This window comes from Paenibacillus sp. S33 (assembly GCF_053615415.1).
Genome location: NZ_JBSIEZ010000001.1, coordinates 2,321,559 through 2,337,111 on the forward strand (window position 1 = coordinate 2,321,559; position 15,553 = coordinate 2,337,111).

Here is a 15,553-nt window from a genome sequence, read left to right on the forward strand (position 1 = left end):
CATTTACAATACGTGTGCATACAACAATGGACGACAGGTTAATGTACATACGAGGAGTGATGAAGTTGCGGAAGATATGGCAAATCTACTTAACAGACTGGAGAAATGTATTCAAAGTATCGACCGGGACTTTATTAGTCATTGGCATCATTCTTTTGCCTTCCGTCTATGCATGGGTGAATTTGAAAGCGATGTGGGATCCGTATGCGAATACATCTGGGATTAAAATTGCAGTAACCAGCCAAGATCAGGGTGCAGAAGTGAATGGTAAAAAGATTAATATCGGCGATGAGGTTTTGCATAACCTTCAAAATAACAAGAAGCTGGGTTGGACTTTTGTCAATGAAGCGGAAGCACGAAAAGGTGTGTTGAATGGTGATTATTATGCCAGCCTGCTGATCCCTAAAGATTTTTCAGAGAAAATTACGAGTGTGCTGACGGAAAATCCGCAAAAGCCGGAAATTGATTACGCCGTAAATGAAAAAATTAATGCAGTAGCTCCGAAAATTACATCTTCGGGGGCAACCTCTCTGACGAACCAGATTAGCCAAAACTTTATTGAAACTGCCAGCCAGGCCGTATTGACAAAGTTGAAGGAAGCCGGAGTCAAGTTGGAGGAGGAGCTCCCGACGATTCGTAACATTGAGAACCGGGTGTTGGAGCTGAATAATCGATTGCCGGATATCGAAAGGTTGGGCAAACAGGCATTGGAACTGGAGCAAAATTTGCCGAAAATAAAGGCACAGGGACAAAAGATCATTGCATTGAAGGAGAAAATTCCTGAAATTAACCGTGCCGGTGACCTGGTGCTAAAAATTGACAAAAACATGCCTGAGCTGGACAAGGTAGCCACTGTTATTTTGGATATCCAAAAAAGACTACCAGATATTCAAAAGGCCGGTGATCGAATTGTTGAACTGGATCAAAATTTCAGCAAGGTAGAAAGCGCACTGGCCACCGCCCTAGAGGACACGCAAACGGCTCTTAAAGTTATTAATGCTGCCCAGAAGGCATTGCCAGAAGTACAGAAAATAGCGGACACAGGCAAAGACTTTACAACCGGTTTACTTGAATTTCTGGACAAAAATGAGGGTGCGCTTGATTCGATTGGTACAGTAGTTAAAGAAGACTTACAGCTGGTACAACAAATCGCGAATGAAGTTTCTCAGATTACAGACATCATTCGTGGTGTGGATTTTGATCCTAAAGCAGCACAAGCTGCGGTGAATCGTGTCAGCGGTAGGCTGACAACTGCCGTGGGGGTGCTGGATCATATTTCTCAATTGCTGAACCGTGTGAACGGATACTTGCCAAGTCAACCTCTGGATTCACTTATTTCCCGTGTGAGCGGGGTGGAGGATCGTTTCCGTCGTCTGAATAGCACAGTAACTAGCATCGGGGATGCCATTCAGCGCGGTGAAAAGCCTGCGCAAAATCTGCTGGATGACACTGATCGCCTGGCAGGAGAAATCAGTAGCGAAATTGACAGCATTTTGGGCAATTATGATACGGAGTATGCACCCGCCATTCAAAAGGCGCTGGATCAGATCAAATCCGTTGCCCGCAATTCTGCCAATGTGCTGACTACAGCTCAAGAGCAGCTACCGAATATTGAAAAGCTATTGAATGACGCACAGGCTGCAGCAGAATTCGGTCAGCAAGAGCTAACACGTCTCCAGCAGGATCTGCCACAATACCGTCAAAAACTGCATGAAGCGGCGACGACGATTCAGGGACGTATGGGCGAGTTTACGAATGCTGTGAACAAAGCGGCAGACTTCGTAAATAACGATTTGCCGGCGGTTAAAAATAAAATTCATCAGGTAGCAGATTTTGTGCGTAATGATTTGCCCAAAGCGGAACAACAGTTTGTCAAAATGGCTGATTTAATTGAAAATAAATTTCCTGAAGCTGAAAAAGCGGTACACCAAGTAGCCAATTTTGTAAGGACCGATCTTCCAGCTGCCGAGGATTCCATACGCCAGGCTGCAGACACAATTCGCAAGCTTAAGGGCGAAAATGCGCTCGGACGCGCTATTGCATTGCTCAAGGGGGATGTGAAAAAGGAAAGTGATTTTCTCGGCAGTCCGGTATCGTTGAAGCAGGAACGGATATACCCAATCCCCAACTATGGTTCGGCGATGTCACCTTTTTACACTACATTGTCGATTTGGGTGGGTGCGATGCTACTGGTCTCGATGTTTAGGGTAGATGTGGATGACCCGGAAGGACAATTTAAAAGCTACCAAGTGTATTTCGGACGGCTTATGACATTCTCCACGATTGGTATTTTTCAGGCGCTGAGCGTATCTCTCGGTGACTTGTTCCTGCTCGGGGCGTATGTGGATGCCAAAATAGCTTTTGTACTGTCCTCTATGCTGATCAGTCTGGTGTTTACGGCGATGACCTATACACTAGTTTCTGTGTTCGGCAATATCGGCAAGGGACTGGCAGTCATCCTACTGGTGCTTCAATTCTCCAGTTCAGGAGGGACATTCCCGATTGCGACGAGTACACCGTTCTTTCAGGCGCTGAATCCGTTTGTACCATTCACCTATGCGGTTAGTCTGTTACGAGAGACAGTAGGAGGGATGTTGCCTTCAACGGTGACACGGGATGTGGTGATGCTGTTTGTATTTATCGGTGTTTGCTTCCTGTTTGGATTGGTGTTTAAGAAGCCGCTCAGCAAGCATACGAAAAAAATGGCCGAGCGAGCGAAAGAAACGAAATTGATTCCTTGATTGTAAAAAAAGAATGAGTTACGGTGGTTGAAGTGAGCCGCTCCGCGAAGGATTTGATCTTACGATCGCTGTTGCCACTGGATTCTTTGGATTAGATAGACATGAAAAGGTAAGAATCCCGTGGCAAAGGCGAACGCTTCGCTTCTCCAGATTCAAATTCTCCGCTCCGCTGGTAACCACCGTAAAGTCACTTCTTTTAATATTTGGAGGGTAGTATAAGGGGAGATGGCCTCGCGCTTGCTGCTTCGGCGGTGCGTGGGGCTTTTTTGCATGCGCTATCCCTTTAAATTGATTTTGAGGTGTTTCAAAGGAGTTTGATTTGGTGAATAAACGAAGTATGGTCTTTTTTGGCATGTCATTTTGCGGAGTTTTAAAATCCTTAAGCAAAGGCGGGAGATAGTATGGAGTATTCATACTTAGGAAAGTCAGGCTTGAAGGTTAGTCGGTTATGTCTGGGCACGATGAATTTCGGACCGGAAACCGAAGAAAAGGATGCGTTTAAAATTATGGATGCCGCACTGGATGCAGGCATTAACTTTTTTGATACAGCTAATGTATATGGCCATGATCGTAAAGGTTGGACAGAGGAAATTATCGGACGTTGGTTCCAGCAGGGCGGCGGAAGACGCGAGAAAGTCGTGTTGGCAACGAAGGTATACGGAGATATGAAAAATGAACATGACGGACCCAATGCAGGATCAGGATTGTCTGCTTACAAAATTCGCCGTCATTTGGACGCGTCGCTGAAACGTCTTCAAACCGACCATGTAGAGCTATATCAAATGCATCACATTGACCGTAATGTGTCATGGGATGAACTATGGGGCGTATTCGAGTCCGTGGTGGATCGCGGACAGGTTGATTATATCGGTTCTAGTAATTTTGCAGGCTGGCATATTGCGGTGGCGCAAGCCGAAGCGAAGGCACGACGTTTTCTGGGGCTTGTATCCGAGCAGCATTTGTACAATCTGAACGAACGTTCCGCTGAGCTTGAAGTATTACCGGCAGCTCAGGAGCTGGGTCTGGGTGTGATTCCATGGAGCCCGCTGGCGGGCGGACTGCTGGGACGGAATGCGTTAGCAGGTACTGGTTCTCGCAGCGCACGCGCCAAAGAAAAGGTGGAGCAGAATCGTGCGAAGCTGGAGCAATTTGCAGCATTGTCCCGCGAGCTGGGTGAAAAGGAAGACGTGATTGCACTGGCTTGGGTACTGTTCCATCCGGCCGTAACGGCTCCAATTATCGGACCACGGACCTTAGAACAGTTAGAGGATGCTCTACGGGTACCTGAGGTCAAATTGAGCGAAGATGTGCTTGCCAAGCTGAATGAGATTTTCCCCGGTCCGGGAAAACCTGCGCCAGAAGCCTACGCTTGGTAATCATACTTCGTACTCGTCATAAAGCATCATTCTTTGTGAGAAATAATCGGCAAAAAGCAGCAGATCAAAGAGGAAGCTCCTGATCTGCTGCTTTTTTTCTGGTGCCTGATCCACACTTGAACGACCATGGCAAGAATAAATATACGCTAAACGGGATCTATCTTTTTAGATATTATTTGCTGAGTGGATCACCCCTGAAAACACAGCCACCAAGGCGGACTGTACCGTCTGTTCCTTACTTGGCATTCCCGCGCTGAAAACTCCATATAACGAAAGCAATAACCAGAAGGGGAAGCTGGCTAATGTCATCCCGAGCACACGTTGATAGGCATCCAATCGTCCCGCACAGGCTTCCATCATTTTACGATTATTTAATGGATAGATTATTCATTTCAAGAGTTTCTCCACAGTTGACAAGGCAAAAGGGATGCTGTATATTACTGAAAGTTAATGTTAATAGTAATTATTACGATTTAAAAGAATGAAAAGCTAATATTCAAGGGAGCGTACCAGCGATGAATAAGAAACCAATACCGGTAACCGTGTTGAGCGGATACTTGGGTGCAGGAAAAACAACGATTTTGAATCATGTATTAAACAATCGGGACGGAATGAAAGTGGCAGTCATCGTCAACGACATGAGTGAAGTGAATATAGATGCTGAGCTGGTTAAAAAAGAGGGCGGCTTGTCCAGAACAGAAGAAAAACTGGTCGAGTTGTCTAATGGTTGTATTTGCTGCACATTGCGTGAAGATTTATTACTGGAGGTTAAGAAGCTGACGGAACAAGGCGATTTTGATTATATTTTAATCGAATCTACAGGCATCAGTGAACCCGTGCCAATCGCTCAAACCTTTACATACGTTGATGAAGGAACTGGCATTGATTTGGCTTCGCTGGCAAAACTGGATTGCATGGTGACCGTAGTTGATGCGAACCGTTTCTGGCATGATTTTGAATCAGGAGAAACGCTATTGGATCGCAGGCAGGCTACTGGTGAAGACGACACGCGTGATATCTCGGACTTGCTGATTGACCAGATTGAAACCTGTGATGTATTGATTCTGAATAAGTGCGATCTGGTTCAGCCTGAGGAGCTGGACAAGCTGGAGGGTGTGCTACGGAGATTACAGCCTGAAGCCCGAATCATTCGAACTTCTAAGGGAAAGGTCGCTCCTTCGGACATTTTGAATACAGGGCTGTTCAATTTTGACAAAGCTAGTCAATCCGCTGGATGGATTCGGGAGCTAGAGCTTGAAAGCCATACACCGGAAACAGACGAATATGGGATCAATTCCTTTGTATATCGCCGTAGAAGACCATTTCATCCTGCGAGATTGGCTGAATTTATGAATTACTGGCCGCAGGAGGTCGTTCGCGCCAAAGGTTTGGCTTGGATTGCAACCCCGCAGGATTGGGCAGCGAGTATTAGCCAGGCAGGACCATCTATTCAATTTGGCCCTGCGGGAAGCTGGCTTGCTGCGTTATCTGAAGAAGAACGGCAGAAGATCGTGGCAGCCGATCCTGAGGCTCTGGACCATTGGGATGAACAATGGGGCGACCGCATGAACGAAATCGTCATGATAGGTATCGGAATGAATCGACCGGACTTGGAAGAAGAGCTAGATGAATGCCTACTGAACGATAACGAAATGGATATGGACTGGTCCAGTTTTGAGAATCCGCTTCCTTGGCCGACATGATGAAGCTAGTTGATCCATTCAGTAATAAAGTCCATACATTTTTTAGCGGCTGGAGAAACATTTTTTAAGGAAGCGGTAGCGATACCGATAGTACGGGAATGCCTTTCGTCCAAAGGTCGAATAGAGATGTCGTAAGGAATGTCAGACAGGATCATTTCAGGAAGAATACTCACGCCTAGGCCATTCTGCACCATAGCCATAATCGCATGGTCATCTTCTAATTCATATTTGATTTTAGGTGACATACTATGCTGTGAAAAAATATTTCTTACATCGGTGTCACAGCCTGCAACAGGCATAATGAAAGGCTCATCTCTGAGCTGTTCTATTCGAATTGAGGCTTGATTTCCAAGAATATGATCGGAAGGAAGTAGACAAAGCATGCTTTCTTCTTTTAATGGCAATGCCTCTAATGCGTCTAACGTGGGTAGGTTCACAAAGCCGAAATCAGCTTCCCCACTGACTATCCAGCTCTCAATTTCATGGTAGTTCCCATCGAGCAGTTTTATTTCAATAAGAGGAAACTGCTCATTGAATTTTTTTAGAATACGGGGCAGCCAATGAATAGAGACGCTTGAAAATGTGCCGATCTTTACGGTTCCGATTTCCAATCCTTTAATTAAAGCTACCTCTTGGTAGAGCTTTTCGTCCATTTGTACGATCTCTCTAAATCGCTTCATTAATCTTTCCCCGTTATTGGTCAATCTGATGCCTGAACGACCTCGGATCAGAAGAGTCAACCCTAATTCATGTTCCAGTCCAGAGATCGCATGGCTGATTGCTGATTGTGTAAGATTTAAAACTTCCCCGGCCTTTGTGAAACTTCCCATTTCAACTACGCAAAGAAAAATCTTATATTTAAACAAATTCGTGTTCACTCCTATTTTTTATGAAATATATTCATGTATCATATCAGATATATTCATTTTTTTTATTTAATATTTATGATTATAATCAAATTAAAGAAAGGTTATTTAATTTTGTTTTAGGAGGGTCATATGAATTCAATTGCTAAAACTCCTCGTCCGCCCTATTATGCGGCTATCTTTACTTCTGAACGTACGGAAGGAGATAGCGGGTACGGAGTGATGGGAGACAAAATGGTGGAACTGGCTGCCCAACAGCCAGGTTTTCTAGGTGTGGAAAGTGTTCGTGACCACAATGGAGTAGGCATTACAGTTTCCTATTGGGAGTCTCTGGACGCTATAAAAAATTGGAAACATAACGAGTTACACAAGGTAGCGCAGGAAAAAGGGAAATCCGAGTGGTATAAAACATTTGGTTTAAGAGTGAGCAAGGTAGAACGAGATTATTTTTTTACAGTGTAAATAGGTTCAATATCCAAGTTAGTGCTTAGCATGAAGCCGAATCTGGAAATAAAGGTTTTCCATTATTCATTAAAAGGACATCCATGAGATGAAGCCAAAGAAGTCCCATATAGGGACTTCTTTGGCTTCTCAGGCTGTCGAGAAAGTCTCGACAGCTTTTTTTATGTTCATTTTATTTAAGACGACACCGCGTTAATGTTGTATAATATAGGTAACTATTGTAGAACGGACGGTGTTGATATGCTGCGACCTCATCGAGACCAACAACAATCTTTTGAATTGGTTTCTCTGGAAGAACTGGTACCACAAGATCATCTGCTTCGTAAAGTGGATACATATATAGACTTCTCCTTTATTCATGAGAAGGTAAGCCCGCTGTATTGTGCAGACAACGGGCGTCCTGCCATTGATCCTACCGCGTTGTTTAAAATGATCTTTCTCGGTTATTTCTATGGCATTCGCTCAGAACGACAACTCGAGCGTGAAATTCAGACGAACCTGGCTTATCGCTGGTTCCTGGGGCTGGGCTTAACGGATAAGGTTCCAGACCATACGACGATTAGCTGGAATCGTCGCACTCGCTTTAAAGACACCACGATCTTTCAAGATATCTTCGATGAAATTGTGCTGCAGGCGATCTCTCACCGAATGGTGGGTGGGCGTGTTCTCGTCACCGATTCCACACACGTCAAAGCCAATGCTAACAGACACCAGTACACCAAAGAACAAGTGTTGCAGAATACCAAAGACTATATGGACGAGCTTAACGAAGCGGTGAAGGAGGACCGGAAAAGCCACGGAAAAAAGCCTTAAAATCCCGAGAGGAAGTGAACGAAGAAAAAGAAATTAAAGTGAGCAAAACAGCCCCAGACAGCGGCTATATGATCCGTGATGGCAAGCCTGAAGGCTTCTTCTATCTGGACCACCGCACAGTGGATATGAAGTACAATCTGATTACGGATGTGCATGTGACGCCGGGGAATGTACATGATTCTGTCCCCTATTTGTCCCGTTTGGATCGACAAAGAGAACGCTTTGGTTTTCAAGTAGAAGCTGTTGCGCTAGATTCAGGTTATTTAACGACGCCGATTTGCCGAGGTTTGCAAAACCGAAAGGTTTTTGCCGTGATTGCTCACCGAAGATTCCATCCCAGACAAGGGCTGTTTCCGAAATGGAAGTTTGAATACGATGCCAAACGCAATGTGTATAGATGCCCAGCCCAACAGGAACTGCCCTACCGAACGACGGACCGTAAGGGATACCGGCAGTATGTCTCTGACCCAGCTCAGTGCCAGCATTGCCCCCTGCTAGACCAGTGTACCCAGTCTCGAAACCACCGCAAAGTGGTGACTCGGCATGTCTGGGAAGACAGCAAAGAGTGGGTACGGAGCAACCGGCTAAGCCCATCTGGGAAACGGCTGTACCGCAAACGAAAAGAGACGATTGAGCGAAGCTTCGCGGATGCCAAAGAGCTCCATGGGTTTCGCTATTGCCGTTTGCGCGGTCTGCCAAACGTCAGAGAACAAGCCCTTATGACGGCAGCCGTGCAGAACATGAAGAAGATGGCGATCCACCTGGATCGCCTGAAGAAACAGGGGTAACCCCCTGTTTCTCCAGAGACCAGAGCCTTATGATGTAAAGAAAAAGAAACCCACGTCTCAAAAGACGGGGTTTCTCGACAATCTGTGAAGCCAAAGAAGTCCCATATAGGGACTTCTTTGGCTTCTCTGTCAGAAAGAAATTATCATCAATTTTGGAAAACGTAAACGGTTCTATTCATATTCAGTTCATAAACGTGGGTTATCCTCTCTATAGAAACCGTATAGGGAGGATATGAATGTGGATTATACAGACAGAAAAGAGACCTTGGCCATTGAAGCAAGGGGACTCGTTAAAGTTTTTGGTGATAAGCATGCAGTTGACGGTGTCGATTTGAATGTACGTGCTGGCACGATCTACGGGGTGCTCGGTCCTAATGGAGCAGGCAAAACGACTACCATCCGAATGCTGTCAACGTTATTACGACCTGATAGGGGATCGGCCCGTATCTTCGGGCACGATGCAGTAAAGGAACCGCAGGTTGTGCGTCAATTGATCGGGGTGACAGGCCAGTACGCATCGGTCGATGAGTCGCTTAGCGCTACCGAGAACCTGATCATCTTCTCCAGGCTACTTGGACTGGGACGTGCCGAGGCGCGTCATAAGGCAGCGGAGCTGCTGGAGGAATTTGGCTTGGCCGAAGCGGCCAAACGACCGCTCAAGCATTTCTCGGGAGGTATGCGCCGCCGGCTGGATTTGGCCGCAAGTCTCATTGCCAAGCCGCCGCTAATCTTCTTGGATGAGCCGACCACCGGATTAGACCCGCGCACGCGTGTCCAGATGTGGGACACGATTCGGCGTCTGGTCAAGATCGGTTCCACCGTACTGCTCACTACCCAGTACCTCGACGAGGCGGATCAACTTGCTGATCGAATCGCGGTGATCGATCATGGTCGGGTAGTCGCTGAGGGTACGGTGGATGAACTGAAAGCGGCAGTAGGGGCGTCGACTCTGCAACTCAAAGTGCAAAATCAACAGGACATTGAGAGAGCTGTTCAGATCGTTGAACAGGTGCTTTCAGTCAAGTCCAGCGTGTCAGTGGAAGCTGGAAAGATTATTTCTCCGATGGCCAATGCAGATCGGGTAACGGACCTGCTGATTGCCCTCCGTACTGGAGAGATTCGCCTAGCAGAGATGAGTGTGCAAAAGCCGACGCTTGACGAGGTGTTTTTGTCCATCACTGGTCATGGAGCACAAGTAAACAAGCAGCAGACGTCCCAAGGAGCGCATGCTGTGGAGGGGGCTAGAGCATGAAGAGTACTACTGTTATGACAGGTTCTGATCGCACATTGAAGAAGTCTGTGAGTTTCAGGCAGGCGTTCTCCAATTCCATGACGATGGCCTACCGGGGCATTCTAAAGATCCGGCATACTCCCGAACAATTGTTTGATGTCACGCTCCAGCCGATCATTTTTACCCTTATGTTTACCTATATCTTTGGCGGCGCCATCTCAGGAGACGTGCAGCATTATTTGCCGGTTATTATTCCAGGCATCCTCGTGCAGACTGTGATCTCGACCTCCGTCGTTACCGGCGTCCAACTACGTGAGGATATGGACAAAGGAGTGTTCGACAGGTTCAAATCACTCCCAATCGCACGTATTGCGCCTTTGGCTGGAGCTCTGCTGGCTGACAGTATCCGGTATACTATTGCAACTGTACTTACCTTCGCCATGGGGTATATTTTGGGGTATCAGCCAGGGGGAGGACTGCTGAGTGTAGCTATCGCCGCGCTTCTGGTCATTGTGTGTTCCTGGGCGGTCAGCTGGATTTTTGCCTTCTTTGGCGTGATTGCCCGCACTGCTTCTAGTGTACAGGGCATCTCCATGATTGTTCTGTTTCCGCTCACTTTTGTTTCCAACGCATTTGTGCCTGTGGGCACAATGCCTGGTTGGCTGCAGTGGTTTGTGAACGCCAACCCGATTTCACATCTTGTGAACGCAGTCAGAGAGCTTGCGAATACGGGAACGATTGGCGGGGAACTGGCGATCTCTCTACTTGGCGCTACAGTCATTGTGGCGATCTTCGCGCCGCTTACGGTGCGTGCTTATATGCGTAAAGCATAAGATGGCAGTCTTCTTGACGAGGACGAGAGATTTAAGGCAGAGTTAGTTAGGGGGGATTGAAATGACGCGTGTATTGGTCGTTGATGATGATCCGCATATTCGTGAACTGGTCGGACACTTTTTGAGAATGGAAGGACTGGAGGTAGTCGAGGCGGTGGATGGTTTGGACGCGATGCGCATTTTTGATCAAATCAAGGTCGATTTGCTTGTTCTTGATATCATGATGCCGGGAATGGATGGTTGGGAGCTGTGTCGTAAGCTGCGAGAGCAAACCGACCTGCCGCTGCTTATGCTTACAGCTAAAGGCGAGACGTCACAGATCGTGAAAGGTTTCGCGCTCGGAACGGACGACTATCTTGTCAAGCCATTCGACCCCATGGTGCTTGTCGCACGTGTGAAGGCTTTATTAAAACGTTATCGTATCATGGCTTCAAAATCAGTAACTGTCGGCGATCTTGTCCTGCGCAGCGATACATTTGAGTGTCGGGCTGGAGAGAAGGAGATTACCCTGCCGCTCAAGGAATTTGAGCTGCTCTTCAAGTTGGCCAGCTATCCTGGCAAAACCTTTACCCGCGACCAGCTGATCGAACAGATCTGGGGTTATGATTATGAGGGAGACGAAAGAACGGTTGATGTCCATATCAAACGCCTTCGGGAACGATTTCCGGAGGTAAGCCACTCCTTCCGGATCAGTACGATCCGGGGATTGGGTTATCGGCTGGAGGTACGGCAATGAAGAGGGAACCGGGGTTACTCCATATTCTTGCGAGAGTCCTGCTGGTAGTATTGGTGCTATATCTTAGCTGGGCTGCCGCGTACTTTATTATGGAGGCGATCTATTCGCACATGTCATGGGCTCCCCATGGTTTGTTCGTCTTTCTTATGAATACGACGCTAGGCTTTTTCTTCTTCGGTATTATCAGTATGACGGTAAGGCGTTTCTTCCAGCCTAGAGAACAGCACGCTTTTACCGAAATGATCGATGCTTTAAAACGTATTTCGCAAGGAGACTTTCACATTAACCTGGATTGGGACCTCGGCGGGCGGAACGGAAAACATCGGAGGCCGCATCCTTATGTACAGTTGGTGGACAGCATCAATGATATGGCTGCAAATTTAAAGGCTATGGAAAAGCTGCGGGAGGAGTTTATTTCGAACGTATCCCATGAAATCGGCTCACCGCTGACCTCGATAATCGGATTCGCCAAAGCGCTCAAGGACGAGAATCTGAATCGTGAGCAGCGAGATCGGTATTTGACGATCATCGAGACGGAGTGTATTCGTCTATCCAAGCTAAGCGATAATCTCATGAAGTTGGCGATTCTGGATTCGGAGCGGCATCCGTTTCGTCCGTCCCTTTATCGGCTGGACAAGCAGCTGATTTCGCTTATTCTCGCCTGCGAACCGCAATGGGAGGCTAAAAAAATCGAGATGACTGTTGAGGTGGATATAGTTGAGGTCAACGCAGACGAGGATCTGATGGGCCAGGTTTGGGTGAATCTTCTTCACAATGCCATTAAATTTACACCACAGGGTGGAAGCATATCTGTTTCTCTTTCAAGTAACGGTGATCAGGCGGTTATCTGCATTGCGGATACGGGACAGGGCATCAACGAACAGGATCAGCAGCGCATTTTTGAACGATTTTATAAAGCAGACCAGTCACGGGCCCGAACTGCAGGAGGCAGCGGCTTGGGGCTGTCCATTGCCTATAAAATAACAGAGATGCATACTGGCTCTATCTCTGTATCCAGCATGGTGGGAGAAGGAACGGTATTTACAGTTATGCTGCCGCTGCGCCAGAAAGTAATGGAAGACAGCAGCAACTGTGAAATGTACACCGGCACAGTAAGTTAAAAAGGAGCGTCTTCAAAGCCATAAGTGGCTGAAGGACGCTCCTTTTTAGTTCCCATGCTTCTACTCTTATGGCATATGCGTATTGCTCAGGACTTAGATGTATTTACCGGCTGCATCTCCTGTATAGCCTCTTTCAAGCTTTGTGAGCATTGCTCATATAGCTGTTTTCTTTGTTGCTCACTGGAACCAGATGCGAGTTTTTGCAACTCCGTTGTGCATTGTTCCAGCAAAGTCAGCACGGCTTGATTCGAATCCTGCACCTTGCTTAGCTGTACATTATCACTATATTGGTCAATGTACAGTTCCCCTTGTGGGTCCACCTGTGCGAAAAACACATCTTTGACCGTTAGGCTCTTTTCCTTTAGCTTGGCATCCAGCCATTGTTGAGTAATCCCCATATATGCCATTTGTTGCTCCATAAGTTGCCCATCCATAATGATTGCTGTGGGTTCCTTCTCCGGTAATTGCTGTATATTGAGATCTTTAAGCGTCACGGCCTGCTTGTCTTTGATCGGCAGTACGTTGATCGCACCACTGGTCTCCATAATGGCAAATTCCACGTCTGCCACCTTGAATACATTTTTACTCCGCAGCTGCTCCATGAGCTCATCTAGCGTTAGCCTTTCCTTTTTCATATTATCCTCTAAAATTTTGCCGTCTTTGATCAGGATTGTCGTCTTTCCATCTGTTATATCTCTGATTTTCTTGCTTTTAATTTGCAAAAATTCAATGCCAAGTGTTGTCAGTACCCATACTGACAAGGCTATGAGGCCTAGGTACCAGGTGGATTCACGCTCCATAGGAATGGTAGCAGCCAGGTTACCTATTGTGATTCCTGTTATATATTCGAACAAGGAAAGCTGGGATACCTGACGTTTTCCAAGAATTTTGGTGATTAAAAATAATATAGCGACAGCCATTAATGTGCGTATAGCAACCTCGGCCCAATCCTGCATTTGCTCAACCTCATTTCATTTCGCCACAAGGGCGCTACTATTCCAAGGATATCCGCGTCAAGGCACATTTAAACTCCAATTCCCCTAAATTTTAATAACCAAGCTGCCAATAAGCGATGAAATACGATATAAAATTAAAATTTTCTATCGATGAATTATCATTCTCTATTGAACAAACGATTGACGGAAAGGAGGGGGGGAGGATACATTATAAATATAATTCTTATTTAATTCATCGGGATTATAAACATTAAGCTCACGGAGGTATGTATATGTCGTCCAAACCTAAAGTTGTATTGTGGAGCAAAACCGGCTGTCATTTTTGTGGAGAGATCAAATCGTACCTGGAATCCCAAAATCAGCCGTATGAAAATATCCAAGTGGACGGAAATGATGCGCTGCGTGACGTGCTGGAGACCAAATATGGTATTCGTTATGTCCCTGTCGTCGAGGTAGGCGGGGATAATAAATATGAAGCACTGCTCAACCCGGATCTGGAAGAGTTGGGTAAAGTGCTGGAAAGTTACAATCAAGTGGTATAAGCCGACGGGAAATCATTATTTTCAAGAGAGGTGGAAGAGTTATGGCTAAGAATAGACAAATTAAATTTGGTGCGATTATTCACGGTGTTGGGGGAAGCATGACGACTTGGCGTCACCCTGAAGTACCTGCGGATGCGAGTGTTAACTTTGAATTTTATAAAACGCAGGCGCAAAAGGCAGAGGAAGGGAAGTTTGACCTCGTATTTATCGCAGATGGCCTGTTCATTAACGAAAAATCCATTCCCCACTTTCTGAACCGTTTTGAACCAATTACGATTTTGTCCGCTTTGGCTGGGGTGACGAAGCATATCGGACTGGTCGGCACACTGTCGACTTCCTATAGCGAACCGTTCACGGTAGCACGCCAGTTTTCTTCCATTGATCATATAAGCGGAGGTCGTGCAGGCTGGAATGTGGTGACTTCCCCGCTGGAAGGCTCTGCCCTTAACTTTAGTAAAGGCGAGCACCCGTCGCATCCGCAGCGCTATAAAATTGCAGAGGAATATTTACAGGTTACCAAAGGACTGTGGGACTCGTGGGAAGAGGATGCGTTCGTTCGTGATAAGGAAGCCGGCGTATTCTTTGATCCTGAAAAGCTGCATACATTGAACCATAAAGGTGAGTTTTTCTCTGTGCAGGGTCCGCTGAACATTGGACGATCCAAGCAGGGACAGCCGGTTATTTTCCAGGCAGGTTCCTCGGAGGATGGCAAAAACCTGGCCGCCAAGGAAGCGGATGCTGTATTTACAGGACATGAAACGTTAGAGGAAGCGCAGCAGTTTTATCGTGATGTGAAAGAACGTGCGGTACGTTATGGTAGATCCGAAGAGGATATTGTCATATTGCCGGGCATTTCGCCGATTATTGGCAGCACGACGGAGGAAGCGGAACGTAAGTATGAAGAGATCACGAATCTGGTGACGATTGAGGCAGCGTTAAAATATTTGGGACGTTTCTTCGATCATCATGATTTCTCACAATATCCGCTGGATGAGCCATTCCCTGAGCTTGATGGTATTGGCAGCAATGCGTTCCGCAGCGGTACAGATAAAATCAAACGAGTAGCCAAGGAACAAAATTTGACCTTACGCGAGGTTGCATTGCGTTCAGCTACACCGAGAACCTCTTTTATTGGAACCGCTGAGCAAGTAGCGGATCAAGTGCAGGAGTGGTTTGAAAGAAAAGGGGCAGACGGATTCATTATTGGTTCTGATGTGCCATCGGGTCTGCATGACTTCGTCAATCTGGTTGTGCCTATTTTGCAGGAACGCGGTATTTACCGTCAGGATTATGAATTTAGCACACTGCGTGAAAACCTGGGCGTGCCTATTCCTGAGAACCGCTATACAGCAGCCAGATCCAAAGTGAAGGTTGACGCATAACAG

General features: G+C 46.6%; 13 protein-coding genes and 1 pseudogene. 11 read left to right on the forward strand and 3 right to left on the reverse strand.

The genetic code is table 11. The annotated features are described in order from the left end of the window. Positions 1 to 65 precede the first annotated feature (65 nt). Together ACWGXJ_RS11015 and ACWGXJ_RS11020 are read left to right on the forward strand one after the other, a co-directional pair. The gene (locus tag ACWGXJ_RS11015; protein WP_452566720.1) at positions 66 to 2,741 is read left to right on the forward strand and encodes a YhgE/Pip family protein; all 2,676 of its coding nucleotides are present in this window, start codon (positions 66 to 68) and stop codon (positions 2,739 to 2,741) included. A 401-nt stretch (positions 2,742 to 3,142) separates the two neighbouring features. Next, positions 3,143 to 4,117: an aldo/keto reductase gene (locus ACWGXJ_RS11020; protein ID WP_452566721.1), complete on the forward strand. Its 975-nt coding sequence runs from the start codon at positions 3,143 to 3,145 to the stop codon at positions 4,115 to 4,117. Positions 4,118 to 4,303: 186 nt separating this feature from the next. On the opposite strand, the pseudogene ACWGXJ_RS11025 reads toward ACWGXJ_RS11020, so the two are convergent. Further along, positions 4,304 to 4,498 (reverse strand): annotated as a pseudogene (locus ACWGXJ_RS11025) (multidrug resistance efflux transporter family protein); the annotation flags it as partial. 134 nt (positions 4,499 to 4,632) lie between these two features. On the opposite strand from ACWGXJ_RS11025, the gene ACWGXJ_RS11030 reads away from it, so the two are divergent. Next, positions 4,633 to 5,820 carry a GTP-binding protein gene (locus ACWGXJ_RS11030; protein ID WP_452566722.1) on the forward strand — a complete coding sequence of 396 codons (1,188 nt, stop codon included), beginning with the start codon at positions 4,633 to 4,635 and terminating at the stop codon, positions 5,818 to 5,820. Positions 5,821 to 5,825: 5 nt separating this feature from the next. Here the strand turns inward: ACWGXJ_RS11030 and ACWGXJ_RS11035 are convergent, their stop codons facing one another. Further along, positions 5,826 to 6,686: a LysR family transcriptional regulator gene (locus ACWGXJ_RS11035; RefSeq protein WP_452566723.1), complete on the reverse strand. Its 861-nt coding sequence runs from the start codon at positions 6,684 to 6,686 to the stop codon at positions 5,826 to 5,828. A gap of 132 nt (positions 6,687 to 6,818) precedes the next feature. Between ACWGXJ_RS11035 and ACWGXJ_RS11040 the strand changes: the two genes are divergently transcribed. From ACWGXJ_RS11040 to ACWGXJ_RS11065, 6 genes are all read left to right on the forward strand, one after another. Next, entirely contained in the window at positions 6,819 to 7,148 is a 330-nt protein-coding gene (locus ACWGXJ_RS11040; RefSeq protein WP_250268162.1) for an antibiotic biosynthesis monooxygenase family protein, read from the forward strand. Between the two features lie 240 nt (positions 7,149 to 7,388). Continuing rightward, positions 7,389 to 8,749 (forward strand): IS1182 family transposase gene (locus ACWGXJ_RS11045; RefSeq protein ID WP_452566724.1). Its coding sequence is split into 2 segments (ribosomal slippage): positions 7,389 to 7,956 and positions 7,956 to 8,749, totalling 1,362 coding nucleotides; the frame shifts between segments, so codons are not numbered across the junction. 232 nt (positions 8,750 to 8,981) lie between these two features. Continuing rightward, positions 8,982 to 10,001 (forward strand): ATP-binding cassette domain-containing protein, encoded by a 1,020-nt coding sequence (locus ACWGXJ_RS11050; protein ID WP_452566725.1) that lies wholly within the window; start codon positions 8,982 to 8,984, stop codon positions 9,999 to 10,001. Beyond that, positions 9,998 to 10,813: an ABC transporter permease gene (locus ACWGXJ_RS11055; protein ID WP_250272002.1), complete on the forward strand. Its 816-nt coding sequence runs from the start codon at positions 9,998 to 10,000 to the stop codon at positions 10,811 to 10,813. Before ACWGXJ_RS11050 ends, ACWGXJ_RS11055 begins: the two co-directional genes overlap by 4 nt. A gap of 61 nt (positions 10,814 to 10,874) precedes the next feature. After that, on the forward strand, positions 10,875 to 11,549 hold the full coding sequence (locus ACWGXJ_RS11060) for a response regulator transcription factor (protein WP_061830364.1): 675 nt from the start codon (positions 10,875 to 10,877) through the stop codon (positions 11,547 to 11,549). Beyond that, positions 11,546 to 12,670 (forward strand): sensor histidine kinase, encoded by a 1,125-nt coding sequence (locus ACWGXJ_RS11065; RefSeq protein ID WP_322171743.1) that lies wholly within the window; start codon positions 11,546 to 11,548, stop codon positions 12,668 to 12,670. The genes ACWGXJ_RS11060 and ACWGXJ_RS11065 overlap by 4 nt, the downstream gene beginning before the upstream one ends. 86 nt (positions 12,671 to 12,756) lie before the next feature. On the opposite strand, the gene ACWGXJ_RS11070 is transcribed toward ACWGXJ_RS11065, so the two are convergent. Continuing rightward, positions 12,757 to 13,626: a DUF421 domain-containing protein gene (locus tag ACWGXJ_RS11070; protein WP_061830366.1), complete on the reverse strand. Its 870-nt coding sequence runs from the start codon at positions 13,624 to 13,626 to the stop codon at positions 12,757 to 12,759. Positions 13,627 to 13,898: 272 nt separating this feature from the next. Between ACWGXJ_RS11070 and ACWGXJ_RS11075 the strand changes: the two genes are divergently transcribed. Together ACWGXJ_RS11075 and ACWGXJ_RS11080 are read left to right on the forward strand one after the other, a co-directional pair. Then, positions 13,899 to 14,168 (forward strand): glutaredoxin family protein, encoded by a 270-nt coding sequence (locus tag ACWGXJ_RS11075; RefSeq protein ID WP_023988351.1) that lies wholly within the window; start codon positions 13,899 to 13,901, stop codon positions 14,166 to 14,168. A 41-nt stretch (positions 14,169 to 14,209) separates the two neighbouring features. Then, on the forward strand, positions 14,210 to 15,550 hold the full coding sequence (locus ACWGXJ_RS11080) for an LLM class flavin-dependent oxidoreductase (protein WP_235308207.1): 1,341 nt from the start codon (positions 14,210 to 14,212) through the stop codon (positions 15,548 to 15,550). Positions 15,551 to 15,553 lie beyond the last annotated feature (3 nt).

Excerpts from the sequence above, each read along its gene's own strand:
- ACWGXJ_RS11020 (WP_452566721.1), top strand. The coding sequence starts at position 3,143 with ATGGAGTATTCATACTTAGGAAAGTCAGGCTTGAAGGTTAGTCGGTTA.
- ACWGXJ_RS11030 (WP_452566722.1), top strand. The coding sequence starts at position 4,633 with ATGAATAAGAAACCAATACCGGTAACCGTGTTGAGCGGATACTTGGGT.
- ACWGXJ_RS11040 (WP_250268162.1), top strand. The coding sequence starts at position 6,819 with ATGAATTCAATTGCTAAAACTCCTCGTCCGCCCTATTATGCGGCTATC.
- ACWGXJ_RS11050 (WP_452566725.1), top strand. The coding sequence starts at position 8,982 with ATGAATGTGGATTATACAGACAGAAAAGAGACCTTGGCCATTGAAGCA.
- ACWGXJ_RS11055 (WP_250272002.1), top strand. The coding sequence starts at position 9,998 with ATGAAGAGTACTACTGTTATGACAGGTTCTGATCGCACATTGAAGAAG.
- ACWGXJ_RS11060 (WP_061830364.1), top strand. The coding sequence starts at position 10,875 with ATGACGCGTGTATTGGTCGTTGATGATGATCCGCATATTCGTGAACTG.
- ACWGXJ_RS11065 (WP_322171743.1), top strand. The coding sequence starts at position 11,546 with ATGAAGAGGGAACCGGGGTTACTCCATATTCTTGCGAGAGTCCTGCTG.
- ACWGXJ_RS11070 (WP_061830366.1), bottom strand. The coding sequence starts at position 13,626 with ATGCAGGATTGGGCCGAGGTTGCTATACGCACATTAATGGCTGTCGCT.
- ACWGXJ_RS11075 (WP_023988351.1), top strand. The coding sequence starts at position 13,899 with ATGTCGTCCAAACCTAAAGTTGTATTGTGGAGCAAAACCGGCTGTCAT.
- ACWGXJ_RS11080 (WP_235308207.1), top strand. The coding sequence starts at position 14,210 with ATGGCTAAGAATAGACAAATTAAATTTGGTGCGATTATTCACGGTGTT.